Consider the following 22,670-nt stretch of genomic DNA (forward strand, 5'->3'; position numbering starts at 1 on the left):
CGACCGGAAAAGGGGTGAAAGCTCAAGATCCAATCATGGTTGCAGGGGTGTTGCGCAAGGGTTTCGCCGAACCCCGGAACCGCCTCCGACCTGCGGGAAGCCTCTCTCGAACACCGGTCGCAGCACGTGATGGGGGTGGTTGTCAAGCCCCGAGACCGGCCCTGACCTGCGAAAACGCCCTTCGGGTGCGCCGAGAAGCGTGTTATTCTGGAAAGCCACGGAAGGGGTCCTGTCACATGACGTTCAAGGTTGGCGACACGGTGGTCTACCCCCATCACGGGGCCGCGCTGATCGAGGCCATCGAAACTCGCCAGATCAAAGGTGTGGACAAGACCTACCTGGTGCTCAAGGTGCAGCAGGGAGACCTGACGCTCCGCGTGCCCGCCGAGAACGCGGAGTTCGTCGGCGTGCGCGATGTAGTCGGCCAGGAGGGTCTGGACCGGGTCTTCGAGGTGCTGCGCGCACCGTACACGGAAGAGCCGACCAACTGGTCCCGTCGCTACAAGGCGAACCTGGAGAAGCTCGCCTCGGGCGACGTTATCAAGGTCGCCGAGGTTGTGCGCGATCTCTGGCGTCGCGAGCGCGAGCGCGGCCTCTCGGCCGGCGAGAAGCGGATGCTCGCGAAGGCGCGCCAGATCCTCGTCAGCGAGCTCGCGCTGGCGGAGAACACCAACGAGGACAAGGCGGAGACGCTGCTCGACGAGGTCCTCGCCTCGTAGCGCACGCGCCACCGCAGTGCAGTCGGGCTGCCGCCCAACGCTCACAGCGCCCGGTGCCGGCGCGCCGCTCCTCGGACGAACCGTCCGGGAGTGGTGCAGTGGCACTCCGGGCGCTGAGGCGTGTCCGGACAACGCCTCCCGCCCGAGCCGGGCCGCGCGCGCAAGACCGTTTCCGCACCGCTCCGTGCGGGTCCTGCGGTTGGTGCGGGTTCTGCGGAGCTGTGCGGCGGGCAGCGGACCGTGGTTCTTCGGAAGGGGCCCGGTGCGCCCGCCGGGCACGCCATGGCCATACCCACTTCGCCGAAGGAGTGAAACCTGAACGCGTCAGCAGCAGTCGCAGCAGCAGTGGTGCCCGCCGCCGGACGCGGTGAGCGGCTGGGGCCCGGGGCCCCGAAGGCCCTGCGGGAGCTGGGCGGTGTGCCGCTCCTGGTGCACGCCGTCCGGGCGCTCGCCCGCAGCCGGGCGGTCGGCCTGGTCGTGGTCGCCGCACCCGCGGACGGGGTGGCCGAGGTGGTTGCCCTGCTGGACAGCCACGGGCTGGACGGCAAGGACATCCGCGTGGTGGCCGGCGGCGCGACCCGCCAGGAGTCGGTGCGGCTGGGCCTGGCCGCGATCCCGGAGGACGTCGAGATCGTCCTGGTGCACGACGCGGCCCGTCCGCTCGTGCCGGTCGAGGTGGTGGACGCCGTCGCGGCCGCCGTCCGGGCCGGCGCGCGGGCCGTGGTGCCCGCGGTGCCGCTGGCCGACACCGTGAAGCGGGTCGAGCCGAACCCGGGCCACCCCGAGCCGGTGCTCGACACGCCCGAGCGGTCCACGCTGCGCGCGGTGCAGACCCCGCAGGGCTTCGACCGCGCCACCCTGGTCGGGGTGCACGCCGAGGCGCTGGCCGAGGAGAGCGCGGGCACTGCCGGCGCGCCGGCCGTCACCGACGACGCCGGACTGGTCGAGCGCTACGGAGGCCGGGTCGTCGTGGTGCCCGGCCACGAGGAGGCGTTCAAGGTCACCCGTCCGCTGGACCTCGTGCTCGCCGAGGCCGTACTCGCCCGCCGGAGGGCCTCCGATGCCTACTGACCCGCAGCTCCCCGTGATCCCCCGCGTCGGGATCGGCACCGACGTGCACGCCTTCGAGGAGGGCCGCCCGCTCTGGGTGGCCGGACTGGAGTGGCCGGACGCCGGGGTCGGGCTCTCCGGGCACTCGGACGCCGACGTGGCCGCGCACGCCGCCTGCGACGCGCTGTTCTCGGCCGCCGGCATCGGCGACCTGGGTGCGCACTTCGGCACCGACCGTCCGGAGTGGGCCGGCGCCTCCGGGGTGAAGCTGCTCGGCGAGGCGGCCCGGTTGGTCCGGGCGGCGGGCTTCGAGATCGGCAACGTCGCGGTCCAGGTGATCGGCGTCCGGCCGAAGATCGGCAAGCGGCGGGCCGAGGCGCAGGCCGCGCTCTCGGAGGCGGCGGGCGCCCCGGTGTCCGTGTCCGGCACCACCACCGACGGGCTGGGCCTGACCGGCCGGGCCGAGGGACTGGCCGCGATCGCCACCGCCCTGGTGTACGAACGGCGTTGACGGCCCGCGGCCCGGACCGCCGAGCCGGATCGGGGAGCCGGCGGGGGGCGGGCCGGGAGGAATGACGCGCGGGCCGGGAAGAAACGCGCGTCTGACGGGTGTTCACCAGGGCGTGCGGGGGCCCGAGTCGATACTGTCGGCTCCGGGCCCGCGCGGGGCTTCCCCTCGGGTCGCAACCGTCGCCGATGAGATGAGGTTCGCCAGATGACCGCCCAACTCTCCGACCGTGCCAAGGCGTTGATCGACGGCAAGAGCTTCGCCGTGGTCTCCACGATCCAGCCCGACGGCAGCCCCCAGTCCTCGGTGGTCTGGGTCAAGCGGGACGGCGACGACATCCTGTTCTCCACCGTCGAGGGCCGCCGCAAGCACCTCAACCTGAAGCGGGACCCGCGCGTCTCGATCCTGCTCAACCCGGCGGACAGCCCGTACGAGTACCTGGAGGCGCGCGGGGAGGTCACCATGACCACCGAGGGCGGCCGGGAGCTGATCGACGAGCTGGCCGCCAAGTACCGCGGGGTGGACAAGTACACCTGGGACGGCCCGGACGACGTCCGGGTGATCGTCCGACTCACCCCGCGCAAGGTGGTCGGCAGCCTCTGACCGCCCTCCCGCACCAGCCGTTCCCCGGGATCCGCGCACCGTTGTCCCGGGGAATGTGGCGGGGCACCCCCCGCCGCCCACTACGCTTGACGCTGTGAGCATTCGTCTGTACGACACCAGCACCCGCCAGGTACGCGACTTCGTCCCGCTTGTACCGGGTTGTGTCTCGATCTACCTGTGCGGCGCTACCGTCCAGTCGGCGCCACACATCGGGCACATCCGGTCCGGCCTCAACTTCGACATCATGCAGCGGTGGTTCGCCTACCGCGGCTACCAGGTGACCTTCGTCCGCAACGTCACCGACATCGACGACAAGATCATCGCCAAGGAGCGCGAGCTCGGCACGCCGTGGTGGCAGATCGCCTACGCGAACGAGCGCGCCTTCAACGACGGTTACACCGCGCTGGGCTGCCTGCCGCCGACCGCCGAGCCGCGGGCCACCGGGCACGTGCCCGAGATGATCGAGATGATGCAGGGGCTCATCGAGAAGGGCCACGCCTACGCGGCCGACGGCAACGTCTACTTCGACGTGAAGTCCTACCCGGACTACCTCGCGCTCTCCAACCAGAAGCTGGACGACCTGCGCCAGCCGAGCGGCGAGGGCGAGACCGGCAAGCGGGACCCGCGCGACTTCGCGCTGTGGAAGGCGACCAAGCCCGGCGAGCCGAGCTGGGAGACCCCGTGGGGCCGCGGCCGTCCCGGCTGGCACCTGGAGTGCTCGGCGATGGCCCACAAGTACCTGGGCGCGGCCTTCGACGTCCACGGCGGCGGGCTGGACCTGATCTTCCCGCACCACGAGAACGAGATCGCCCAGTCCAAGGCCTACGGCGACGACTTCGCCAACTTCTGGGTGCACAACGCCTGGGTCACCATGGCCGGCGAGAAGATGAGCAAGTCGCTGGGCAACTCGGTGCTGGTCTCCGAGATGGTCCGGGCCTGGCGCCCGATCGTGCTCCGCTACTACCTGGGCGCCGCGCACTACCGCTCGATGATCGAGTACAGCGAGGAGTCGCTGCGCGAGGCCGAGGCCGGCTTCGGCCGGATCGAGGGCTTCGTCCAGCGCGCCGTCGAGCGCTGCGGCACCGTCGACGCGGCGCCCGAGGTGCCGCCGGCCTTCGCCGAGGCGATGGACGACGACTTCGGCGTGCCGCAGGCGCTCGCCGTCGTGCACACCGCCGTCCGCCAGGGCAACAGCGCCCTGAACGCGGACGACAAGGAGAGCGTGGTGGCGCGACTGGCCGAGGTCCGTGCGATGCTCGGTGTGTTGGGTCTCGACCCGCTCGACCCGCACTGGGCCGGGACGGAGCGCGGCGAGGACCTGCACGGCGTGGTCGACTCGCTGGTCCGCCTGGTCCTGGACCAGCGGCAGGCGGCGCGCGAGCGCAAGGACTTCGCCACCGCGGATGCCATCCGCGACCAGCTCGGCCTGTCCGGGCTGGCGATCGAGGACACCCCGTCCGGCCCGCGCTGGACGATCAACAACCAGTGACAACCAGTAACCCCGTCCCACGATCGGGGTGATGGGTGGGCCGTACCGGACCGGTGCGGCCCTCCCGCATGACGTAGCGCATGCCGCCGGCCGCCGCCGGACAGAGCGGGGCGGCCGGGGCATGCCGGACAGACAGGAAGTACAGCCATGGCCGGCAACAGCCAGCGCAGGAACCGCCGCAACCCCGGATCGAAGAAGGGTGCGTCTGTCGGTACCGGCGGGCACAGCCGGAAGGCGCTCCAGGGCAAGGGCCCGACCCCGCCCGGCGAGGCGCGCAAGGGCCACCCCAAGCAGCGCGCCGCCAACGCCGCGGTCAAGCGCGAGCGGGACGCCAAGGCCCGGGCCGGCATGCGCCGCGCGGGTGCCGGCGGCCGCGGAGGCCGCGGCGGCGCGGGCAGCGCCGAGCTGGTCTTCGGCCGCAACTCGGTGGTCGAGGCGCTGCAGGGCGACGTCCCGGCCAACGCGCTGTACGTCCAGCAGTTCATCGACACCGACGACCGCGTCCGGGAGGCCTTCCAGGCCGCCAACGACCGCGGCATCCCGCTGATGGAGGCCCCGCGGCCCCAGCTGGACCAGATGACCGGCGGCATGAACCACCAGGGCCTGGTGCTCCAGGTCCCGCCGTACGAGTACGCGCACCCCGAGGACCTGCTGGCGGACGCCGCCGACGCCGGTCAGGACGCGCTGATCATCGCGCTGGACGGGGTCACCGACTCGCGCAACCTGGGCGCCGTGGTCCGTTCCGCCGCCGCCTTCGGCGCGCACGGTGTGGTCATCCCCGAGCGCCGCGCGGCCGGCATGACCGCCGGTGCCTGGAAGACCTCCTCCGGCGCCGCGGCCCGGCTGCCCGTCGCCCGGGCCACCAACCTGACCCGCACCCTGGAGGCCTACCAGAAGGCCGGTCTGATGGTGGTCGGCCTGGCCGCCGACGGCGAGGCCGAGCTGGGCGACCTGGAGCTGCTGACCGGCCCGGTCGTGATCGTCGCGGGCAGCGAGGGCAAGGGCCTGTCCCGGCTGGTCTCGGAGACCTGCGACATGCGGGTGCGGATCCCGATGTCCGGCCTGACCGAGTCGCTGAACGCCGGTGTCGCGGCGGGCATCGTGCTGTACGAGGCCGCCCGGCTGCGCGCCAAGCGCTGAGGCCGCCCGGCGTCGCGTCAAGCGCTGAGGCCGCCCGGCGTCGCGTCAAGCGCTGAGGCCGCCCGGCGTCGCGTCAAGCGCGGAGGCCGCCCGGCTGCGTGCCGCCGCACGTGGTGTGGGCGCCCGTGAGCACTCAGCACATCTGCTGGGCGGGGCGCAGGCGTTCTTCCGAATTGTCCGCAAGCCGAGTGAAAGGCGATCGGGCCCGACCGGGTCCGATCGCTTTTTTCATGATCACTTCAAGTGTGCGCCGGACATCCACCCGGGAGAGTGTCCAAAGCGGCCGTCACCCGGTTAGACGGGCGTGGACACCAGAACACCTCGGCGCCCCCTGTTCGGCGGCGGCAGCACCGGGATAGACGCGGGCCCCGGCCTCAACACCGTCAAGGTGGAGTCGGACCCGGCGCGGCTCAGCAGCACCCAGGCGAGCTTCCGGCTCCGACTCGGCGCCCCGGTCGCGCCGCTGATCGAGGCTCCGGCCGGACTGCTGTCCACCGGCGCCGCGTTCGGCGACCCGTACGCGAACCAGGGCCTGATCCGTCGTCCGCTGGTCACCCCGCAGGTCGTCGTGCCGGCCTCCGCCGTCCCGGCCATGGCCGGGGCCGGTGCCGGTGGCGGCGCCGGTGGTGGACCGCGTCGCAAGGGCCGGGTCACCGCCGTCACCTGGACCGGTCAGGCGCCCCCCGGCGACCTGGCGGCCACCCAGCTGCTGGAGGCCGTGCGCCAGGGCGGTGCCCCGGCCCGCGGCGGCGGCGTCGGCCTGGCCGAGGCGGACACCCAGGTGATCCCCTCCCTCGCGGGTGCCCGGACCGTCCCCCGCCAGCCCCGCGAGGGCACCGGCAGCGCCACCGACGCGGGCGTCGGCCCGGTCGGCGAGCCGCACGGCTGGACCCCGAGCGGCGAGCTGCCCGAGGTCTCCGCCGCCGACGCCGAGGGCAAGCAGCCCTGGTACCCCGGCCGCCGGGTCGACCTCGGCCTGGTGCTGCTGCCGCTGCGCGCCGTCCTCGGCTCGCTCTCGGTCTACGCCGGGTTCAGCAAGCTGTGCGACCCGGTGTACTTCGACGGCGGCGAGCGCGGCTCGATGATGCGCTGGCTCTCCTCGCTGCACCCCTGGAAGGTCGCCGAGCCGCTGCTGGCCTTCGCCATGGCCCACCCGGTGGGCGCCGGCCTGGTGGTGTCGTTCACCGAGATCGTGGTCGGCGTGCTGACCGTCCTCGGCCTCTGGCAGCGGCTCGCGGCCGGGGCGGCGATGGCGCTCTCCGCCGTGCTGCTGTTCACGGTCAGCTGGCGGGCCGTACCCGTCTACGACACGCCCGACCTGATCTTCCTCGCGGCCTGGAGCCCGCTGCTGATCGCCGGAGCGCCGTTCGCCTCCCTGGACGGCCGGCTCAACCTGGAGGCCTGGCGGCGGTTCGGCACGGACGCGCCCGGGGCGCTGCGCCGCCGGGTGCTGCGCCGGGGCGCGGTGGTCACCACGGTCGTCGTCGGCCTCACCCTGCTGCTCGGCTCGATGCTCGGCGCCGCCGTCCGCACCGGCGCCCGCGCACACCAGGCGCCGACCCGGCCGGACACCGACTACGGCACCCCGGTGTGGCCGTCCGGCGGCCCGTCCGGCACGCCCGGGGGCAAGGGCCCGTCCACCTCGCCCTCGCCCGCCGCCCCGCGCCCGGCCACCCCGACGCCGAGCGCCACCACCCCGTCCGCCCCGCCGAGCGCCAAGGCGACCGGCCCCACCCCGAGCGGCAAGGCGCACTCCGGCAAGCCGGAGACCGGGGCGGGCTCCTCGCCGGCCCCCGCCGCCCCGTCCGCCGGGGCGGGCGGCTCCGCCCCCGCCCAGCGCAGCACCCCGGGCCCCGGCGGCTCGGGCCCGGCACCCAAGTCCAGCCCGAGCTCCGGCTCCGGGCTGCTCGGCGGGGTGCTGGGCAGCGCGCCGCTGGCCGACCTGTCCGGCGGCGGCCGCTCCTCCCGTCCGGGGGCGCCGACGGCGACCTGAGGCGGCCGGGGCGGCGTCGGGCGGCCGGCGGTGACGTCGGGCGGTTGACGGCCCGGCGCGGTTGACGGCGACGTCGGGCGGTTGACGGCCCAGGGCCGTCGGGACACCGGTCGGCCCGGGTGCTCCGTGGGGGAGCACCCGGGCCGACCGGTGTTCTGGCGTCCGCCGCCGTGCGGTTGTCCCGGGCGTCGCCCGTCGGTGCTACCGGGACTGGGGTGCGCGGCCGGCACCGGCCGCGAGCTCCTTGGCGGCCTCGGTGAGGTCCTTCGCGGTGTCGATCGCGCGCCAGTACACGCCCTGCGGCAGCTGGTAGCCCGCCAGCCGCTTGCTGCGGGCGAGTTGGGGGAACGTGGTGCGCTCGTGGTCCCCCACGTCCGGCAGCAGCTCGGCGAACTCCGGGCTGAACACGTACAGGCCGGCGTTGATCAGGAAGGGCGAGGGCGGCGCCTCGATGAAGTCCAGGACGTTGCCGAACTGGTCGGTCTCCACGGCGCCCCACGGGATCCGCGGCCGGGCCAGCGCGAGCGTCGCGACGGCGTCCCGCTCGTGGTGGAAGGCGGCCATCTCGCGCAGGCTGAAGCGGGTCCAGATGTCGCCGTTGGTGGCGTACCAGGGCTCGTCCGGGCGGGGCAGCGCCTTGGCCGCGTACTTGAGCCCGCCGCCGCGCCCGAGCGGCTCCGCCTCGACCACCGTGCGCACCCGCAGCGGCAGGTCCGCCTTGTCCAGCCACTCCTCCAGCACGTCGGCGAGGTGCCCGCAGGAGATCACCGCGTCGGTGACGCCCTCGGAGGCCAGCCAGGCCAGCTGGTGACCGAGGATCGGCGTCCCCGTCCCCGGGATCTCGACCAGCGGCTTCGGCCGGTCGTCCGTGTAGGGGCGCAGCCGGGAGCCCTGACCGCCGGCCAGGATGACGGCCTGGGTGACGGGCGTGGAGGTGGGCCGGTGCGGGGGGTGGGGCTGCGCGGAGCTGAGCGAACCCGGGGAGCTCTGGGAACCCGGAGCGCCCGGAGAACCCGGAGAGCCCGAAGGGCCGGGAGAGTTCGGGGAGTTCGGGGACGCGAGGTCGGCGGTGGGGCCGGAGTCAGCGGTCATGCCTGAACAATAAGCCCGCCGCTCCGGCCGGGACCGGTACTGGCGTCAGCCCACCACGCCCGCCGCGAACGCCCCGTCGCAGACCGGGCGGGCGAAGGAACGGGCCCGCTGGACGTCGCCCTGGTACTTGCGCACCGCCGCCTTGCCCAGCTCGGTGGCCAGCGAGGTGCAGTACGGCGTCAGCGAGGGCTGCTCGCGCATCGAGCGCTCCAGCAGGTCCAGCGCGGCGGACGGGTTCTTCGCCCGCAGCTCGTCCAGCAGGGCCACCCGCAGCGACTCCTGCGGGGCGAGCCCGTCGGCGGTCTTGGTCGCGGTGGTGGAGCGTCCGATCCCGGCGCCGTCCCCGCTGGACGCCGCCACGACCTGCTGATCGAGCCCGGTCGGCGGGGCCCACGGGACCCGGGTCACGGCGAGGGTGCCGGTGGTCACCAGGACGACCGGCAGGGTCAGGGCGACGGTCTGGCCGATACGGCGCACAAGCTGCTTCACCCTCAGGAGAGTAGCGGTGGGTGCGGGCCGGATCGCCCTCCGTTACACCATCGAGTGACACGGTGTCCGGGTTCGTCCCCGCGCCGTGTTGACGCGGGGGTGTACGGACGGAGCCCGTCGGACCCGGGGAGGGGTCCGACGGGCTCCGTCGGGGCGGTTGCGCCCGGCCTGCTCGGTTCGCCCGTGCCTACCGGGCACCGCCGGCTGCTCCCGTGCCTGCCGGGTGCCGCCGGCTGCTCAGTCGCAGACGCTCAGGCGAACCCCGGTGCCGGTCGCGAAGACGTGCGTCTCGTTGGCGATCGGCACCACGTGGATGGTCTCGCCGCGGGCCGGGATCTGGCGGCCGGGCACGCGGACGACCAGCTCCTTGTCCTCGCCGCCGATCTTGGTGGTGCCGTAGACGAAGCCGTCCGAGCCGAGCTCCTCGACCACGTTCACCGTCACCGCGACGCCCTCGATGCCGCCCGCGGGGACGATCTGGAAGTGCTCGGGGCGGACGCCGACCGTCACCGTCTTGTCGGTGCCGGCGCCGGCCAGGTTCTCGCGCGAGATGTTGACGACCGAGCCGCCGAACTTCACGCCGCCGTCCACCAGCGGAACCTCGACCAGGTTCATGGCCGGCGAGCCGATGAAGCCGGCCACGAACAGGTTGGCGGGCTTGTCGTACATGTTGCGCGGGGTGTCGACCTGCTGCAGCACGCCGTCCTTGAGCACCGCGACCCGGTCGCCCATGGTGAGCGCCTCGGTCTGGTCGTGGGTGACGTACACCGTGGTGATGCCCAGGCGGCGCTGCAGGCCGGCGATCTGGGTGCGGGTCGAGACGCGGAGCTTGGCGTCCAGGTTCGACAGCGGCTCGTCCATCAGGAAGACCTGCGGCTGGCGGACGATCGCGCGGCCCATCGCGACGCGCTGGCGCTGACCGCCGGAGAGCGCCTTCGGCTTGCGGTCCAGGTACTGGGTGAGGTCGAGGATCTTCGCGGCCTCTTCGACCTTGGTGCGGATCTCCGCCTTGTTCACGCCGGCGATCTTGAGCGCGAAGCCCATGTTCTCGGCGACCGTCATGTGCGGGTAGAGCGCGTAGTTCTGGAACACCATGGCGATGTCCCGGTCCTTCGGCGGCAGGTGGGTGACGTCCCGGTCGCCGATGCGGATCGCGCCGGCGTTGACGTCCTCCAGGCCGGCCAGCATGCGCAGGCTGGTCGACTTGCCGCAGCCCGAGGGGCCGACCAGCACCAGGAACTCGCCGTCCGCGATCTCCAGGTCCAGGGCGTTCACCGAGGGCTTGTCCGCCCCCGGGTAGACACGGGTCGCCTTGTCGTACGTGACAGAAGCCATGGTCGTTGCTCTCCTTCACCGGCAGGAACGTGCCGGACGATCCGAGTAAAGGGGGGATGTACTTGTCCGTCGCCCCGCCAATGGTCTGAACCACTAAACGAACCGACTCCCGGCGACGCTACCCGCGCCCCCGCGCCTTGTCAGCCCCCCGCCACCCCGATTTCGGCATCGGTTCCATCACGCCCACCCCGTCCCACCAACCCCCGGATATCCCACCACCCCGCCACCCCGGCCCGGTAGACTGCCCCCGGTGCCGCCGTGATCCCTCGCGGACGGCCACCGTGCCTCCTTAGCTCAGCTGGCCAGAGCACCGCTCTTGTAAAGCGGGGGTCGTCGGTTCGAACCCGACAGGGGGCTCAGCGGCGGGAACGCCAGAAGGGCCAGCTCACCGGGGTGATCCGGTGGGGCTGGCCCTTCGTCGTTGCTGCGGAGCTACTCGGGCCGTGCCGCGGGTGTGCCAGATGCGTCCGGAGGGTTGTCCTTGCCGAGTTCCCTTCGGGCGGCTTCGCCCATGCGGTCCGCGATGGCACGGTCCCGGTCGTTGCTCCGGTGCTGGTAGATCAGCGCGGCCCGGAAGGTGCTGTGGCCCATCCGCGCCATGAGCTCGCGGAGGGTCGCGCCGTTGCGCGCGGCGAGCTCGTTCCCGAAGTGCCGGACGTCGTGGAAATGGACCTCCGGCGGAAGGCCGGCCTTCTCCTTCGCCGCCACCCAGTCGTCCCGGAAGTTGCTCCGGCGTAGACGACCGCCCCGCGGGCCGACGAAGAACAGGCCGTCCTGCCCCGTGGCGGCGTGGACCTCCAGGTGGTGCTCCAAGTCCGGGACGATCAGGTCCGGGAACGCGACCGGACGGAAGCCGGCGTCGCTCTTGGGCGCCTTGGTGATGAGCTTGCCGGTGCTCAGCTCGGCTTGGTTGCGGCGGACCCAGAGGATGCGCGCTTCCAGGTCGACGTCCCGCCGGCGCAGGGCAGCCAGTTCGCCGAGCCGCAGTGCGGTGAACGCCGTCAGCAGCACGAGGGCCCGCCATTGGGGCTGGATGGCTTCCGCGACGGCGTAGATCTCCTGGATGGTGAGCACCGGGCGGTCCGGGACGTCGTAGGTGTCGGCGCCCTTGATCCGGCACGGATTGCGCTTGATCAGCTCGTCGTCCACGGCGGTGGTCATGATGCTGCGGAGGAGTTGGTAGGCCTTCACGACGGTCGGCTCGCCGACTCCCGCTTCCAGGAGGCGGGTTCGCCACGTTCGGACCCGAGCGGGCGTGATGTCGGACACGAAGCGGGCCCCGAACGTGGGCTTGATGTGCAACCGGAGTACGCCCTCGTACCGCTCCCTGGTGGTCTCCTCCAGCTTGCGGTCCTTGAGCCACTCGTCGGCGAAGTCCCCGAATTTCACCTTCCCGGCGTCCGGATCAGTCCACTGGTCGCGCTTGATGTCGGCCTCGATGAGCGTGAGCGCGACGTCGGCGTCCGTCTTGGTGGGGTAGGTCTCTTCACCAGGCCGCATAAGGCCGGCGACCGGGTCGGGGTAGCGGATCTGCCACCGGCCGGAGGGGAGTTGGCGGACCGAGCCGAAACGCCGGCGGTTACCCCTGGAATTGGCCATCACGCCACCTTCCGGACCGGCCGACGGCGAGCGGTCACCGGCTGCACGGTCCGTTCGGCGATGTAGGTCGCGACGGCCGAGGCCGGGATGCGCACGTGGTGACCGAGCTTGACGAAGGTGATGCGGCGCTCGGAGATCAGTCGGCGGGGGAATCGCTCCCCGCTGGTCTCCCAGGTGCCGAGCAGTTCGGCGACCTCCTTGGCAGTCAGCAGACGGTCCATGCCTGGTCCTCCCCTTCTCGCGCGATCTGCGCGGCTACTTCCTCTCGGGCTGTGGTGCGGTTTTCGTGCAACTCGCGTGCGATGGCGGCGGCGAGCATGGATTCGCCGGGGCTGTTCCCGGCGCCGGCGAAGGCCCAGTGGGCAATGACGACGGTTTCGGCGTCGGGCAGGTCGTCCAGGTCCGGGAGTCCGGCGGCGAGGAGCCGTTCGCGGAGTTCCTGGCGGGCTTGGTCGGCACGGTAGTCGGCGCGGACCTGCCGGAGAGCACCGAGGGTGGTCGAGTACTTGGGGGACTTGCTGGAGAAGTGGCCGCGGAAGCCGAGCATGTGGGACCAGTGGGCGAGCAGGCGGTCGGGGTAGTGCTTGTCCAGGTCCCAGCAGGCTTCGATGAGGCGGCGGGTGTGGGCGGGCAGGTCGTGCCGGTCGAGGTCACGGCGCTCCAGGATGCGGCGGTCCACGGTTTCGGTTGTCTCGGCGGACTTGGTGGCGTACTTGGCAACGTACGAGGCCACTGCCTGCTCGGTGATCTCGCCGGTCAAGAAGGCCCCGATCTGGCGGACGTCGACCTGCGTACCCCACTGAAGGACCCGGGCAGGCTGGTCACCTCCGGCGGCGACGGGGACGCCGGCGCGGCGGGTGGCTTCCCGGATCGCGGCGTCCAGCAGGCGCACGGTTGCCCAGTCGGGCGGAGGTGTGCCGGGACCCTTGGGGCCGTCGATGCGGATGACGGCGTGGAAGTGCACGGCGCCCCGGCGTTGGTACTCGGCGACCTTGCCGAACGAGAGCTTGGCCTGCTGCTTGAACTCGTACTGGTAGAGCCCGGTCATCTTCGCCATGACCCGGAACAGGTAGATCGTGAAGCGGCGCCACAGGTCCGGGGCGTGGTTGTTCCACAGCACCGCGTGCCCGTAGTCGTACGTCTCCGGGGCGAGCGGCGTGCCCAGCAGCGGCGAGCCCTTCGGGTGGGTGGAGCCGCAGCGGCAGGTGCCCTTGTCGGGCCGGTTGTGGACCGGGCCGAACGAGGGGGCGGTGAGGGTGGCGAAGACCCGGGGGTGGGAGCGGACCGTGGTCGGAACGTCCTTGGCGGTGTCTCCGACGAGGCCGGCGCGGATCAGGTGGTAGGTGTCCGCCGAGTAGGTGCGGGCGCACGAGGGGCAGCGGGAGGCCCGGCGATTGCCACAGGCGACCTTGAGGCGGTGGCCGGGTTCATGCTGGGTGGAGTAGCGGTGCCAGACGGCGCCGGTCGGGGCGTGCGTGAGGGTCCGGAAGCCGCTCAGGTGGATCGGGTTGGCGCACCCGCCGGTGCGGCGGATCTGATCCTGGAGCTTGGGCAGGTCTCCCCGGGCGGCGAGTCGCGCGAGGTCCTTGAGCGCCAGAGAATCGTGCGCCAGGTGGTTGGTGAGGGTGGTCATCTGCTCACCTCCGTGAGGGTGTGGGCCCCGGAGCCGGGCCGGTGGTGGCCGACGGCACCGGGGCGGTGGTCAGGACTTGTCCGGGTGGGGCTGCGGGTGTTGGTCGGTCCAGGTCTCGGCACAGACCTTGTGGACGGGCTTGCCGCGGTCCGAGCGCAGGTTCGTGGGCTGGTCGCAGACCCCGCAGGGCTCGGCTTTGGCGTTCCAGTGGCGGGAGTCGTGCCAGTCGAAGAGGGCGCCCACCGGCGTCAGCCGCGGGTGGTGGCGAGGCCGACGGCGGGGCGGGTCACGGTGCCGGTGCCGTGGCAGGCGGGGCAGTAGGCCGGAATGGTGGTGCGGGTGCCGTCGGGGTGGCGGGTGCCGGTGTCGATGGCGGCCTGGGCGAAGCCGTCGCAGTCGGGGCAGATCCGGGCCGGGGCGGGGGTGGTCTGGGGCATGATGAAGGTCTCCTTCTGGGCGTGGTCGAGTGCTGCGTTCGGATGGGTGAGGCCTTCCGGGGCGGCGGGATGCTTGGCGGCTTGTTGCCGCCCCGGAGGGTTGGTCAGCGGCGGCGGGACAGTCGGTCGCCGGGCTTGTGGGCGTACATGTCGCGGTCGGCGGCGGAGAGTGCCTCGGTCAGCAGCAGGGCGGCCGGGTGCGATGTGCCGACGGTGGCGCCGACGTCGAGGAGCAGGTCACCGACCGGCACGGGTTCCGTCAGCGCGGCCCGCAGGTCGTCGAGGCGGTGGCCGGAGTCAAGGACGACGGCGGCGAACTCGTCTCCGCCGAGGCGGGCGGCCATGCCGTGGGAGCCGCACCAGGCAGTGAGGCGCTGGGCCGTGGCGGCGAGCACGGAGTCGCCGGCGGCGTGACCGTAGGTGTCGTTGATCGCCTTGAAGTCGTCGAGGTCGACGAGCAGGACGGTCGTGCGCTCGGCGTGGGCGCGGATCAGGCGCTCGGCCCGCATGGTGAAGCCGTCGCGGGTGAACAGGCCGGTGAGCGGGTCGCGGCGGGCGGTGGCGAGTCGGTGGTGCAGCCAGGCGCTGTGGGCGGTCCAGCCGAGCAGGGGAGCACCGGCGGCGAGCATCGGGACGAGGTTCATCGGGCGTGTCCTTTCTGGCGGGTGGGCGAAGGCCGGGCGGGGCGGCGGGATGCTTGGCGGCTTGTGCCGTCCCGGGGCCGGGCGGGTCAGATCCGCAGGGACAGGGCGCGGGCGGCGGCCCGGTCGAGCAGGTGGTGCACGTCGGCCTGGCGGGTGGTGGGCGCGTCGTTGAACACGTCCGGCGAGCTGACGGGACGGCCGGTGGCGTGGAGGACTTCCATCACTCGGGTCCGGGCACGGCGGACGGTCTCCGGGGTGCCGTAACCGTGGGCGAGGACGGCGGCCTGGGCACCGAGGAGGCAGACGCGGCCGGCGGTGTCCCACATGGCGCCCTGGAGCCAGCCGAAGGCGTGGATGTAGCGGGAGGTGAGCCCCAGGTGGTCGGCGACTGTGACCGGGACGGGCCGGATAGGGCGGCGGGTGATTCGGTCGAGCAGGGTCGGGCGGGGCAGCGGGTAGCCGGCGTTCCAGGGCTGGAGCACGGTCCCGAGTGGGCAGACGTACGGGGCGGTGTGCCGGGCCGGGGCCGGAAGGGAGGCCAGGTAGGCCTCGATCTCGGCGACGAGGGCGGAGCCTTCCGGGGTGAGCAGCAGCGGTGCGGGGGCGAGGATGGTGCTCATGTCGGCCGGCCTCTCAGTGCTTCTGGGTCTGGTTGACGATCTGCACGCCGGACTTGGTGGTGTCGTCGATGGCGGAGGCGAGGAAGGTGTCGGCGAGGTAGAAGCCGAAGAGGCCGATCAGGACGGCGACCCACAGCCGGATGCCGAGGAACTTGATGGCGGCCCAGGTGGCGATGCCGAGGACGAGCACGACGGGCAGGGTGATGGTCATCGCGGAGGTCTCCTGTCAGCGGACGGCGCAGTGGTGGGTGCGGGCGGCGATCTCGGCGGCGGGCCGGGAGTCGTAGTCGGCGGAGAAGCCGCAGCGCGGGGCGGTGCAGGCGGCGGTGTGCTTCTCGCGGCCGCGGTTGTCGTAGTAGGTGGCGACCTGGACGGGGCCGATGCGGATCACGTTGCGCGGGCGGATCGGGCGCGGCATGTGGTGATCTCCTCTCTGGTTCAGGCGAGTTGGGCGGCGATGGCGTCGGCGAAGTGGGGCGGGACGCCGAGGCGGGCTCGGAGGGTGTCGGTGTCGATGGGGTGGCCGGTGCGGGCCTCGTGGTCGGCGGCGACCTTGCGGGCGTGTTCGACAAGGGCCGTGGGTACGGCGATCGGAGGCGCGGGAGCCGGGGCCGGATCGGGGGCTGCGGGAAGGGCTGGCGGGGTGTCGACGGCGGGCTCGATGGCCACCGGTTCGGGTTCGGGCTCCGGGACAGCCGCAGGCTCCTCCGGCTCGTCATAGAGCGGGTGTTCGGGCTCGGGGCCCTGGGCGGGCGGGTTGCTGTGGGCGAGGAGGGTGCCGCCGAAGAACGCGAGGGCGGGCCAGCCGGCGACCAGGATTCGCAACCAGGTCGGCACGTGGCCGAGGTCGAGCAGTCCGGCGGTGGCGACGTTGGCGCCGAGGGAGGCGGTCAGGGCGATGGCGAACCAGGTCCAGGCAGAACGGGCCGGGAGGCCGGCGGCGCGCAGGGTTCGCATCCGGTGCCAGGAGGCGACGAGGAGCAGGTCGACGGAGACGGGGTAGGCCCAGGCCTTCCAGTCGTGCTGTCCGGCGGCTTCGGCGATGTCGTGGAGGTGCGCGAAGGACAGGGCACCGGCGATGGCGGCTTGCACGATCACCGCATCCGGGCGGGGCAGGCGCATCGGTCGGTCTCCTTTGGGGAGTCGAGCCGAGGCCGGGCGGGGTTCGGGGCTTCCTGCCACCCGGCCCCGGCGTCTTGGTTACTCGGGGGTGGTGCCGGATCCGAGGCACGTCGGGCACAGGACCTCGACCTCACCGACGTCACGGGCTTTCCTGCCGCGTCCGGCACGGTGGATCTCGCGGACCCAGCCCTCACCGGCGCAGGCGGTGCACTTGGCCGGGGCGGCGGCCTTGGGCGTTCGTTTGGGCATCGGTGGTCCTCTCAGGCGGTTCCGGGCAAGGCTCGGGTAGGGACTTGGCGCGGAGCGGTCGCGCCGGCCGATGGTTCGCGTGGGGTTACTCGGTCACCACATGGGGCTTGACCAGCGACGTGGGCTCGGACGAGGCGGCGGCCGGCGGGACGTGGGGCCGGAAGCGGCTCAGGGTGGGCAGGTCCGGGACGAGGTGCGCGGTCTGCCGACAGACGGCCGCGGCTTCGGCGAGGGACAGGTTCGGGGTGCGGATGTGGGTCCAGCCCCCGGAGGAGTCCCCGGCCACCGCGACTCCGGGCATGTCGGGGGCGATCTGGGTTGCGGCGAGAACCGCCTCCGGTGAGATGTCGGCAAGCCCCATCTCCGCCGAGTACTTGTCGTTCACCCGGTGCACCACGCGGCCGGTGAGCTGAGCCCGGAGCATGGTCGCGCCCTTGCCGAGCTCGGAGCCGAAGCGCTGCCCGCAGATCTCCGCGAACATCCCGGCCGCACGGCCGAGTTGGGCCAGGCGGATCAACTGCGTGACCATGCGGTCGCGGCGCTCCTCGTCCTTGCGGGTGGCGACCAGGAACAGTTCGGCCACCTCGTCGACCAGCAGCACGATCGGTATCGGCCGCAGCTTCGCCGGCAGGCCCCAGACGTCCGAGGTGATCTCCTCGTCCGGCACCGCGCGTGAGATGCCTTGGTGCTGTCGGATCAGCTCGTACCGTTCCTCCATCTCCTCGACCAGGGCATCGAGCAGTGCGGAGGCCATCTCCGGGTCCGTGGCGAGTGCCGACAGGCGGGGCGCGAACGGGGCTTGCTCGACGCCGCGCTTGCAGTCGATCCCAACCAGGGCCACTCTTCGGCGGGCGAGCCCGGCGATCAGGTTGCGCATGTAGACCGACTTGCCGGTCAACGTCGCTCCGAGGGTCAGGCAGTGCGGGATGGCCCGGTAGTCCCGCACGTACGCGGTGCCGTCCTCCCGCATTGCCACCGGCACCAGCAGGTCACCGGTCGGCAGGTGGCGCGGCATGCGCACCCGTCGGAGCACGTTGAAGCCGGTCAGCCGCAGCTCCACCACCCCGGGCTTGATCACCGCGACGTGCACGGTGTGCACACCCCAGGCGTGCCGCAGGCGTTCCGCCGAGGCCGTGACATCTGCTGGTTCCTGGCCGGGAGCCAGGCGGAGGCGGATGCGCAGGCCGGTCGTGGTCGGCCGCAGCCGGCGGACCTTCGGCGGCACCGGGCGGATCTCCCGCCGGGTGGTGGCCCGCAGCATCAGCACCCGCAGTCGGGACGGCGTGACCGTCAGCCCGCAGGCGTCCATCGTGCTCGCGTACGTGGCGGCGAAACGCGCCGCGGTGACCGGCAGGCCGACGGCCGACCAGTAGACCGCCGGAGCCTTCACTCGGGCGAAGGCTGCACCACCGGCGACGGCGGCGAGCGGTCCGGCCACCTCAGCGAGTACCAGGGCCCCCGACACGGTCTCAGCCCCGAGCCGGGACGAGGGAGGTGACGGCCGTCGCGCGGAACGAAATCCCGTGCCGCTTCTGGCCGTTGAACTCGTTCTCCCAGTCGCGGGCCTTGAGGCCGGTGAGCGCGACCGGCATCCCGACGGCCAGCCCCTCGGACAGGCCCGTCTCCGGCACCGAGACGGTGTAGAGGCTCGCCTCACCCTCGTCCGCGATGGTCAGTCCGATCGTCATCATCTTCGCGCCGGTCTCCCGGTCGACGGCGATCTCTCCGGTCTGGCGGTTCACCACCTTCGGCGCCGGCGGGACGGCCACGAACACGAACGCGGTGGAGGTGTCGACCTTGAACACAGCCATGACGGCTCTCCTCTAGATGAGGTGATCTCCTGCACTCATGTACAGGAGCTACGAGTAGAAGAGTGCCCTACTCATGTACATAAGTAAACCCGCCGCGGGAAGAATCTCGCGGCGGGCTGCGGAGCTTGACGTTCCGTTAGTCCCGGGCGGGGAACCGGTAGTCCAGAACGAACTGGTCAGCGGCCATGACCGTGTCGCAGACCTCCACCACACGACCCGCCGTGGTGATGGCGTCCCGAACCAGATGGATCACTGGAGCGCCGGGGCTCAGCGCGAGAGCGGTCGTCTCGGGCTTGGTCGCGAGCCGCGCCCGCACGGTCTCCGTGAACTCGGCAAGAGCGTGACCGTGCTCTTCGAGGCGGGCGTAGATCCCGCCGCCACCGGGGTTTTCGGCGAAGACCTCGGGGATGTCCTTCACCACGTCCCAAGGCAGGTACGACGTGGCCTCCTCGGTCGGCACACCGTCGCGGAAGTAGCGGCGCTTGCGGGCAAGCACCTGCGCGCCGACCGGGACGCCCAACCGCTCGGCGATCTCCGCAGGAGCGTCGGTCGGACCGACGAACAGCACCGTCACCGAGGGGAGACCACCGGACACCTCGGCCTCAGCGAGGTACGCGGCCTTGCCGGCGTTGCGGTGAGCACGACGGAAGCGGTCCGACGACTTGCGCTGCACGGGTGGGCGCGAGCGGACGAACGAGCCGCGGCCGTGGTGCGTCTCGATGAGCTGTGCCGTACGGAGTTCCGCGATGGCCTTCCGGACAGTGCCCGACGCGACGCCGTACCTCTGCATCAGGTCGGCTTCACTGGGTACTGCCGCGCCAGGAGCGAGAGCCCCCGTCTTGATCTGTGCCGCGAGGTCATCCGCGATCTGCAGATACTTCGCCTTGGCCGAGGAGGCCACGTCACCACTCGCCATAGTCCTTCAGGGCTCCTATTCTCCTGTACATGAGTAACAGCGCCGCGAAGCCCCAGTCAACGCCGCTCCACTCCGTGTCTGTCGCCGGAGCTGTGGTCCGCGAGGACGGGCGTGTCCTGGCGATCCGCCGCGCTGACAACGGCACCTGGGAGCCCCCGGGCGGCGTGCTCGAACTGGCGGAGACCGTCGAGGACGGCGTGTGCCGCGAGATCTACGAGGAGACCGGGCTCAAGGTGAGCGTCGAGCGACTCACTGGCGTGTACAAGAACGTGACGCGTGGAGTCGTCGCCCTGGTCTTCCGGTGCCGTGCAGACGGTGGGACCGAGCAGCTCACGGACGAGTCGACCGCGGTGGAGTGGCTGACGCCGGCGGAGGTCTCTGAGCGGATGGCCGATGTCTACGCCGTGCGCATGCTGGACGCACTCCGAGACGATGTCGCCCCGAGCATCCGGACCCACGACGGCCGGAACTGGCTCAACGAGCAGGCTGCGAGCTGACGAGTCGGCCTACTGCTTGCCGAATCGGCTCCAGACAGGCCGCCGCCGTGCGATGTCGAAGAGGGACGCAACGCGGTGAGGTGGCAGAACGGCCGGCCGTGCTGTGAGGGCATCCGCTATCCGCTCGCCGTCCAAGACCATGACGTCGGGCTTGCCCTTGTGCGTCAGCTGACGTGCGCCGACCACAGCGATGACCGGCTGTACGGGCACCTCGACACCGGACCAATGGCGCAGCAGGGCAGCGGTCTTGGCGGCTTCGGCTGCTGACTTCTGAAGGTACGGGAAGCTGTTGCGGTTGACGGTCAGGTACTTGTCGCCGACCCACACGTGCGCGTCCGGATGGTGCTTAGTGTTCACGGTGAACACGCCCGGGGGACCGATCACCACATGATCGATGTCGGCGCCCGAGGGAAGCGGGATTCCATGCAGGACGTACCAGCCGGATCCGCAGAGTCCATCGAGGATCCCGCCCACACGTTCCTCACCGCCGAGCCCCTTGGTCAGCTCTGCACTGGCCAGGTCATCACCCACGATCCGGGCGACAACGCGCACCAGCCACTTCCGGCGGCTCTGGTCGGCCTGGATCATGCCTCGCACGCCGGTGCCAGGGCGGTTTCGCGCGAGGTCGTCCTCCTCGGAGAGCTGAGTCGGCAGAGCCGGGATCGTCGCAGGTGGCGGCGTCAGAGGCGTTGCGAGCGGAGCGGCAGGAGCTGACACACGCCGGGGCGTCGTCGGTCGTGCGGCGGGAACGTCAGGGTTCTTGGAGACCACGGTCAACGGCGGAATCGTGCGACCACAGGACTGGCACCACGCCGTGAGCTTCTGCACCGATGCATCGCGGTAGCTCTCGTCATTGATCGTGACGACCCCGGTTTGGCAGTCGAGCCATGCCGCGGCCTCACCCCGGACGCCGACCACGTTGACGTACACGCGGTCCTGCCCGGGCCGACGCCACGGCTTGACCGTCAGTTCCCCCACGCTGCCCCCTGCCGTCGGCTGTCCTACCAATGAAGACAGCATGCTCGCGGAGGGGCTGACAAGAACGTGATCAGCCAAGCCAGTTCAGCCCACAGACGGGTGGGAGAGGGGTGGTGAGGAAGTACTAAGGAAGGAGGGTGGATGGTGTGGGAGGGAGACTGTTACGAGTTTCGCTACTTCATCAAGGGCGCGCACAGCGCGCCAGCGCGCGGCCCAGCCGCTCGCCGTCGCTCCTGTCTTGCGCCCCGCTCCGGCGGCGGCCGGCCGCGCACATCGAGCGTGCGGCCGGGAGGGGTGCCGAGGTCAGAGCCCGTCGTGGCTGGGGTCGGGCGGCTCCACGGTTTTACCCACCTCCCAGGCTCGGGACCCGAGTCGAGCAAGAACGGGGGGCCACTCGGCCAAATTGCGGTCAGGCCCAAAGCCCTGACCGAGTCGCAACAGCTTACGGCCCCCCGATCATGCTCGACCCCAAACCAGGCAGGACACCGGCCAAAACCGCTCCACCGCCCTGAATGCCCTTCCTGGTCGTTCACGGGTCAGCAACGACGTACCACTGCCTCATGTCTGGATCGAACTCGTCCGGACCCTCCGTTAGGGGTATGAAGCCATTCCGAGCGGCCATGTGCTCACTGGCGCGGTTTCGCAGGTCGATCCGACATACGACGAGAGTGCTCTCGCTCCGAGACCGTTCGACTGCGTCACTGAGCGCCCTGTCGCAGAGCTCATCGGCTACGCCCCCGCCACTCTCGCGCCACTCCAACGCGACGCCCATCGCGGCCAGCAGTCGGATGGGTCCCTCGTATCCGCCCAGCGTTTCCCGAAGCCAGCTGTCGTACTCAGGGGCGGGGAGCATGTGAGCAGCCGCGGCAGCGAGCTTCTGATCTGCCGCGACTGCTACACACACGCGTGAATCGTCGGCTCGCCCTGGCAAAGCCAGAGACGGAGCAGTCTCATGGAACCACTTCTGAACGATCAGTTCCCACGGACGCGGATGAGGCACCGGCTTCTTGCGTTTAAACGCCGAAACGGGTGCCGGACGAGTGCATGTGAAGGTCTCAAGACGCAGCCGATCATTTGCATCGGCCAAGCGCCAGACCAGATCGTTCAACCGTGCGACCGCACCTTACGCCGAGCTAGCTGACCAGTTTGGAGGTGACGCCGGAGCTCTGCTGCTGCCTCCTGAGACATCGGCGCGCGCAGCCGGCGGTCGTAGGAGTCGACGTCCATGGCTTGATCAGCCGAGGCGTGTGGAACGGCTACGACCATGGGCCTGCTTTGCGCCACAGTGAGCATCCGGGTGACGTGGGCGGCCAAGGTGTTGGTCGTGGGCAAGCCGACTCGGATAGGACCGACACCATTCCCACTACTTAGCGTCATCGTCTGCGGTGTCACCGAGATCACTCCCCCCTGTCTTGTCGAAGATCTCAGTTGCGCGTTGCAGAACATCGATCAGCTCCTGCAGTCGGGCGCGCGAGAGTACGTATCGTCCCAGAGTCTCTACCCGGAGGGAACCCATCTCGCGTAGGCGCTGTTCCATCTGCGCGGGCGTTCCGTTCAGGATTGGCGGTTCTACCTGCCCGATCGTGAGGTAGACCGAGTCAGGCTGACCACTGGTGTCTGGCAGGCCTACCGATGCAAGGAACTGGTTGGCGGGGCGAGCGAGCTGGTCAGTGTTGTGCCAAGCCAGATCGATCGCAAAACGGCTGTCGGGGCTAGGCTCGGGCGCGGTCACACCAACAGTGTGCC

The 22,670-nt window shown here is 71.4% G+C and carries 27 protein-coding genes and 1 tRNA gene; 9 read left to right on the top strand and 19 right to left on the bottom strand.

From position 1 onward, the window contains the following. Positions 1-236 precede the first annotated feature (236 nt). The 7 genes from ACIRD3_RS27685 (at position 237) to ACIRD3_RS27715 (ending at position 7,502) form a co-directional block, all read left to right on the top strand. The gene (locus ACIRD3_RS27685) at positions 237-719 is read left to right on the top strand and encodes a CarD family transcriptional regulator (RefSeq protein ID WP_014136563.1); all 483 of its coding nucleotides are present in this window, start codon (positions 237-239) and stop codon (positions 717-719) included. Positions 720-1,064: 345 nt separating this feature from the next. Next, positions 1,065-1,790 (top strand): 2-C-methyl-D-erythritol 4-phosphate cytidylyltransferase, encoded by a 726-nt coding sequence (gene ispD, locus ACIRD3_RS27690; protein ID WP_402221828.1) that lies wholly within the window; start codon positions 1,065-1,067, stop codon positions 1,788-1,790. Then, positions 1,780-2,280 carry a 2-C-methyl-D-erythritol 2,4-cyclodiphosphate synthase gene (gene ispF / locus ACIRD3_RS27695; protein WP_402221831.1) on the top strand — a complete coding sequence of 167 codons (501 nt, stop codon included), beginning with the start codon at positions 1,780-1,782 and terminating at the stop codon, positions 2,278-2,280. The genes ispD and ispF overlap by 11 nt, the downstream gene beginning before the upstream one ends. Positions 2,281-2,484: 204 nt before the next feature. Continuing rightward, positions 2,485-2,880, top strand: coding sequence for a PPOX class F420-dependent oxidoreductase (locus tag ACIRD3_RS27700; protein ID WP_402221834.1), 396 nt, complete (start codon positions 2,485-2,487; stop codon positions 2,878-2,880). Positions 2,881-2,974: 94 nt separating this feature from the next. Then, entirely contained in the window at positions 2,975-4,369 is a 1,395-nt protein-coding gene (gene cysS, locus ACIRD3_RS27705; RefSeq protein WP_402221837.1) for a cysteine--tRNA ligase, read from the top strand. 147 nt (positions 4,370-4,516) lie between these two features. Beyond that, positions 4,517-5,509 carry a 23S rRNA (guanosine(2251)-2'-O)-methyltransferase RlmB gene (gene rlmB / locus ACIRD3_RS27710; protein WP_402221840.1) on the top strand — a complete coding sequence of 331 codons (993 nt, stop codon included), beginning with the start codon at positions 4,517-4,519 and terminating at the stop codon, positions 5,507-5,509. Positions 5,510-5,813: 304 nt separating this feature from the next. Beyond that, on the top strand, positions 5,814-7,502 hold the full coding sequence (locus ACIRD3_RS27715; RefSeq protein WP_402221843.1) for a DoxX family protein: 1,689 nt from the start codon (positions 5,814-5,816) through the stop codon (positions 7,500-7,502). A gap of 201 nt (positions 7,503-7,703) precedes the next feature. Here ACIRD3_RS27715 and ACIRD3_RS27720 read toward each other — a convergent pair whose 3' ends face one another. The 3 genes from ACIRD3_RS27720 to ACIRD3_RS27730 all read right to left on the bottom strand — a co-directional run bounded on the left by ACIRD3_RS27720 (position 7,704) and on the right by ACIRD3_RS27730 (position 10,418). Further along, entirely contained in the window at positions 7,704-8,594 is an 891-nt protein-coding gene (locus tag ACIRD3_RS27720) for an NDP-sugar synthase (protein ID WP_402221846.1), read from the bottom strand. Positions 8,595-8,639: 45 nt separating this feature from the next. Continuing rightward, a complete protein-coding gene (locus tag ACIRD3_RS27725; RefSeq protein ID WP_402221848.1) occupies positions 8,640-9,083 on the bottom strand; it encodes a hypothetical protein in 444 nt (147 codons plus the stop codon). A 237-nt stretch (positions 9,084-9,320) separates the two neighbouring features. Then, positions 9,321-10,418, bottom strand: a complete 1,098-nt coding sequence (locus ACIRD3_RS27730; protein ID WP_402221851.1) for an ABC transporter ATP-binding protein — start codon at positions 10,416-10,418, stop codon at positions 9,321-9,323. 283 nt (positions 10,419-10,701) lie between these two features. Between ACIRD3_RS27730 and ACIRD3_RS27735 the strand changes: the two genes are divergently transcribed. Next, positions 10,702-10,775, top strand: a tRNA-Thr gene (locus ACIRD3_RS27735). Between the two features lie 75 nt (positions 10,776-10,850). Here ACIRD3_RS27735 and ACIRD3_RS27740 read toward each other — a convergent pair. The 14 genes from ACIRD3_RS27740 to ACIRD3_RS27805 form a co-directional block, all read right to left on the bottom strand. Then, positions 10,851-12,017: a tyrosine-type recombinase/integrase gene (locus tag ACIRD3_RS27740; protein ID WP_402221854.1), complete on the bottom strand. Its 1,167-nt coding sequence runs from the start codon at positions 12,015-12,017 to the stop codon at positions 10,851-10,853. Continuing rightward, positions 12,017-12,238, bottom strand: coding sequence for a helix-turn-helix domain-containing protein (locus ACIRD3_RS27745; RefSeq protein WP_402221857.1), 222 nt, complete (start codon positions 12,236-12,238; stop codon positions 12,017-12,019). The genes ACIRD3_RS27740 and ACIRD3_RS27745 overlap by 1 nt, the downstream gene beginning before the upstream one ends. Then, positions 12,223-13,650, bottom strand: a complete 1,428-nt coding sequence (repSA, locus tag ACIRD3_RS27750) for a replication initiator protein RepSA (RefSeq protein ID WP_402221860.1) — start codon at positions 13,648-13,650, stop codon at positions 12,223-12,225. The genes ACIRD3_RS27745 and repSA overlap by 16 nt, the downstream gene beginning before the upstream one ends. 69 nt (positions 13,651-13,719) lie before the next feature. Further along, a complete protein-coding gene (locus ACIRD3_RS27755; protein ID WP_402221863.1) occupies positions 13,720-13,893 on the bottom strand; it encodes a hypothetical protein in 174 nt (57 codons plus the stop codon). Positions 13,894-13,898: 5 nt separating this feature from the next. Beyond that, a complete protein-coding gene (locus ACIRD3_RS27760) occupies positions 13,899-14,087 on the bottom strand; it encodes a hypothetical protein (protein WP_402221865.1) in 189 nt (62 codons plus the stop codon). 104 nt (positions 14,088-14,191) lie between these two features. Beyond that, positions 14,192-14,731, bottom strand: a complete 540-nt coding sequence (locus ACIRD3_RS27765; RefSeq protein WP_402221868.1) for a GGDEF domain-containing protein — start codon at positions 14,729-14,731, stop codon at positions 14,192-14,194. A gap of 86 nt (positions 14,732-14,817) precedes the next feature. Next, positions 14,818-15,351, bottom strand: coding sequence for a hypothetical protein (locus ACIRD3_RS27770; protein ID WP_402221870.1), 534 nt, complete (start codon positions 15,349-15,351; stop codon positions 14,818-14,820). 13 nt (positions 15,352-15,364) lie between these two features. After that, positions 15,365-15,562 carry a hypothetical protein gene (locus tag ACIRD3_RS27775; RefSeq protein ID WP_402221873.1) on the bottom strand — a complete coding sequence of 66 codons (198 nt, stop codon included), beginning with the start codon at positions 15,560-15,562 and terminating at the stop codon, positions 15,365-15,367. A gap of 15 nt (positions 15,563-15,577) precedes the next feature. Further along, complete coding sequence (locus ACIRD3_RS27780; RefSeq protein ID WP_402221875.1) at positions 15,578-15,769, bottom strand: mobile element transfer protein; 192 nt, start codon at positions 15,767-15,769, stop codon at positions 15,578-15,580. Between the two features lie 20 nt (positions 15,770-15,789). After that, positions 15,790-16,473, bottom strand: a complete 684-nt coding sequence (locus tag ACIRD3_RS27785; protein WP_402221878.1) for a DUF2637 domain-containing protein — start codon at positions 16,471-16,473, stop codon at positions 15,790-15,792. A gap of 78 nt (positions 16,474-16,551) precedes the next feature. Next, positions 16,552-16,722: a hypothetical protein gene (locus ACIRD3_RS27790; protein ID WP_402221881.1), complete on the bottom strand. Its 171-nt coding sequence runs from the start codon at positions 16,720-16,722 to the stop codon at positions 16,552-16,554. A gap of 85 nt (positions 16,723-16,807) precedes the next feature. Continuing rightward, the gene (locus ACIRD3_RS27795; protein WP_402221884.1) at positions 16,808-18,187 is read right to left on the bottom strand and encodes an FtsK/SpoIIIE domain-containing protein; all 1,380 of its coding nucleotides are present in this window, start codon (positions 18,185-18,187) and stop codon (positions 16,808-16,810) included. 4 nt (positions 18,188-18,191) lie between these two features. Beyond that, positions 18,192-18,533: a hypothetical protein gene (locus tag ACIRD3_RS27800; protein ID WP_402221886.1), complete on the bottom strand. Its 342-nt coding sequence runs from the start codon at positions 18,531-18,533 to the stop codon at positions 18,192-18,194. Between the two features lie 136 nt (positions 18,534-18,669). Continuing rightward, positions 18,670-19,449 (bottom strand): GntR family transcriptional regulator, encoded by a 780-nt coding sequence (locus ACIRD3_RS27805; RefSeq protein ID WP_402221889.1) that lies wholly within the window; start codon positions 19,447-19,449, stop codon positions 18,670-18,672. Positions 19,450-19,466: 17 nt separating this feature from the next. Here ACIRD3_RS27805 and ACIRD3_RS27810 point away from each other — a divergent pair, with 17 nt between their 5' ends. Next, positions 19,467-19,946 (top strand): NUDIX hydrolase, encoded by a 480-nt coding sequence (locus ACIRD3_RS27810; protein WP_402222000.1) that lies wholly within the window; start codon positions 19,467-19,469, stop codon positions 19,944-19,946. A gap of 9 nt (positions 19,947-19,955) precedes the next feature. Here ACIRD3_RS27810 and ACIRD3_RS27815 read toward each other — a convergent pair whose 3' ends face one another. Together ACIRD3_RS27815 and ACIRD3_RS27820 are read right to left on the bottom strand one after the other, a co-directional pair. After that, positions 19,956-20,924, bottom strand: a complete 969-nt coding sequence (locus tag ACIRD3_RS27815; protein ID WP_402221892.1) for a nuclease-related domain-containing protein — start codon at positions 20,922-20,924, stop codon at positions 19,956-19,958. A 1,363-nt stretch (positions 20,925-22,287) separates the two neighbouring features. Then, positions 22,288-22,656 carry a hypothetical protein gene (locus ACIRD3_RS27820; protein ID WP_402221894.1) on the bottom strand — a complete coding sequence of 123 codons (369 nt, stop codon included), beginning with the start codon at positions 22,654-22,656 and terminating at the stop codon, positions 22,288-22,290. Between the last annotated feature and the right edge of the window lie 14 nt (positions 22,657-22,670).

The organism is Kitasatospora sp. NPDC093550, from assembly GCF_044764985.1.
In the GTDB taxonomy this organism is placed as follows: domain Bacteria; phylum Actinomycetota; class Actinomycetes; order Streptomycetales; family Streptomycetaceae; genus Kitasatospora.

Bases quoted from the DNA above. Each gene is read 5' to 3' on its own strand.
- ACIRD3_RS27685 (WP_014136563.1), top strand. From the start codon at position 237: ATGACGTTCAAGGTTGGCGACACGGTGGTCTACCCCCATCACGGGGCC.
- ispF (WP_402221831.1), top strand. From the start codon at position 1,780: ATGCCTACTGACCCGCAGCTCCCCGTGATCCCCCGCGTCGGGATCGGC.
- ACIRD3_RS27700 (WP_402221834.1), top strand. From the start codon at position 2,485: ATGACCGCCCAACTCTCCGACCGTGCCAAGGCGTTGATCGACGGCAAG.
- rlmB (WP_402221840.1), top strand. From the start codon at position 4,517: ATGGCCGGCAACAGCCAGCGCAGGAACCGCCGCAACCCCGGATCGAAG.
- ACIRD3_RS27720 (WP_402221846.1), bottom strand. From the start codon at position 8,594: ATGACCGCTGACTCCGGCCCCACCGCCGACCTCGCGTCCCCGAACTCC.
- ACIRD3_RS27730 (WP_402221851.1), bottom strand. From the start codon at position 10,418: ATGGCTTCTGTCACGTACGACAAGGCGACCCGTGTCTACCCGGGGGCG.
- ACIRD3_RS27740 (WP_402221854.1), bottom strand. From the start codon at position 12,017: ATGGCCAATTCCAGGGGTAACCGCCGGCGTTTCGGCTCGGTCCGCCAA.
- ACIRD3_RS27745 (WP_402221857.1), bottom strand. From the start codon at position 12,238: ATGGACCGTCTGCTGACTGCCAAGGAGGTCGCCGAACTGCTCGGCACC.
- repSA (WP_402221860.1), bottom strand. From the start codon at position 13,650: ATGACCACCCTCACCAACCACCTGGCGCACGATTCTCTGGCGCTCAAG.
- ACIRD3_RS27760 (WP_402221865.1), bottom strand. From the start codon at position 14,087: ATGCCCCAGACCACCCCCGCCCCGGCCCGGATCTGCCCCGACTGCGAC.
- ACIRD3_RS27765 (WP_402221868.1), bottom strand. From the start codon at position 14,731: ATGAACCTCGTCCCGATGCTCGCCGCCGGTGCTCCCCTGCTCGGCTGG.
- ACIRD3_RS27770 (WP_402221870.1), bottom strand. From the start codon at position 15,351: ATGAGCACCATCCTCGCCCCCGCACCGCTGCTGCTCACCCCGGAAGGC.
- ACIRD3_RS27775 (WP_402221873.1), bottom strand. From the start codon at position 15,562: ATGACCATCACCCTGCCCGTCGTGCTCGTCCTCGGCATCGCCACCTGG.
- ACIRD3_RS27780 (WP_402221875.1), bottom strand. From the start codon at position 15,769: ATGCCGCGCCCGATCCGCCCGCGCAACGTGATCCGCATCGGCCCCGTC.
- ACIRD3_RS27785 (WP_402221878.1), bottom strand. From the start codon at position 16,473: ATGCGCCTGCCCCGCCCGGATGCGGTGATCGTGCAAGCCGCCATCGCC.
- ACIRD3_RS27790 (WP_402221881.1), bottom strand. From the start codon at position 16,722: ATGCCCAAACGAACGCCCAAGGCCGCCGCCCCGGCCAAGTGCACCGCC.
- ACIRD3_RS27800 (WP_402221886.1), bottom strand. From the start codon at position 18,533: ATGGCTGTGTTCAAGGTCGACACCTCCACCGCGTTCGTGTTCGTGGCC.
- ACIRD3_RS27805 (WP_402221889.1), bottom strand. From the start codon at position 19,449: ATGGCGAGTGGTGACGTGGCCTCCTCGGCCAAGGCGAAGTATCTGCAG.